The sequence below is a fragment of the Pseudomonas sp. Pse1 genome (assembly GCF_024519635.1).
Taxonomy (GTDB): domain Bacteria; phylum Pseudomonadota; class Gammaproteobacteria; order Pseudomonadales; family Pseudomonadaceae; genus Aquipseudomonas.
In genome coordinates, this window is the sequence record NZ_JALJRO010000063.1 from 1 (window position 1) to 919 (window position 919).

Consider the following 919-nt stretch of genomic DNA (forward strand, 5'->3'; position numbering starts at 1 on the left):
GTGGTGTCGTTGATCTGCACCACGCCTGGCTCTTTGCTCAGTTGCAGGTCTTCGAAGACCTTGCCTGGCACAGAGGCATCGGTGACGGTCAGGCTCAGCGGGCCGCCGTCTTTGTAGACGTCATCGCCTTGGATCGGTGCGGTGTAGATCGCGCTGGTATCACCGGCTTTGACGGTGACGGTGCCACCGTTGCTGAGTTTGACGGTGAGGTCATCCTTCAACGCCTGGTTGATGCTGACAGTGAAGGTTGGGTTGGCGTTTTCGAATACGTCGCCGTTACCGGCGATGCTGACGGTCACAGTGTCGGTGGTGTCATTGATCTGTACGACACCTGGCTCTTTGCTCAACTGCAGATCTTCGAAGGCCTGATCCTTCACGGTTGCGCTGTCGATGGTAACGCTCAGTGGACCGCCGTCTTTGTAGACGTCGTCGCCTTGAACTGGGGCGGTATAGATCGCGCTGGTTTCGCCAGCTTTAACGGTGACGGTGCCACCGTTGCTGAGTTTGACGGTCAGATCGTCCTTCAACGCCTGGTTGAGGGTGATGGTGAAGGTTGGATTGGCGTTCTCAAACACAGGACCGTTGCCAGCGATGCTGACGGTCACGGTGTCCGTGGTGTCGTTGATCTGCACCACGCCTGGTTCTTTGCTCAACTGCAGGTCTTCGAAGACCTGGTCCTTCACGGTTGCGCTGTCGATGGTGACGCTCAGCGGGCCGCCGTCTTTGTAGACGTCGTCTCCCTGGATTGGCGCGGTGTAGATCGCCGAAGTCTCGCCGGCTTTAACGGTAACCGTACCGCCGTTGCTCAACTTGACGGTCAGATCGTCCTTCAACGCTTGGTTGAGGGTGATGGTGAAGGTTGGGTTGGCGTTTTCAAACACAGGACCATTGCCAGCGATGCTGACGGTCACGGTGTCGG

At 57.7% G+C, this 919-nt stretch carries 1 protein-coding gene; it reads right to left on the reverse strand.

What is annotated here, in order from left to right:
* Positions 1–919: immunoglobulin-like domain-containing protein (locus NR126_RS28370; protein WP_256832480.1), on the reverse strand; the 919-nt coding region annotated here is incomplete at both ends.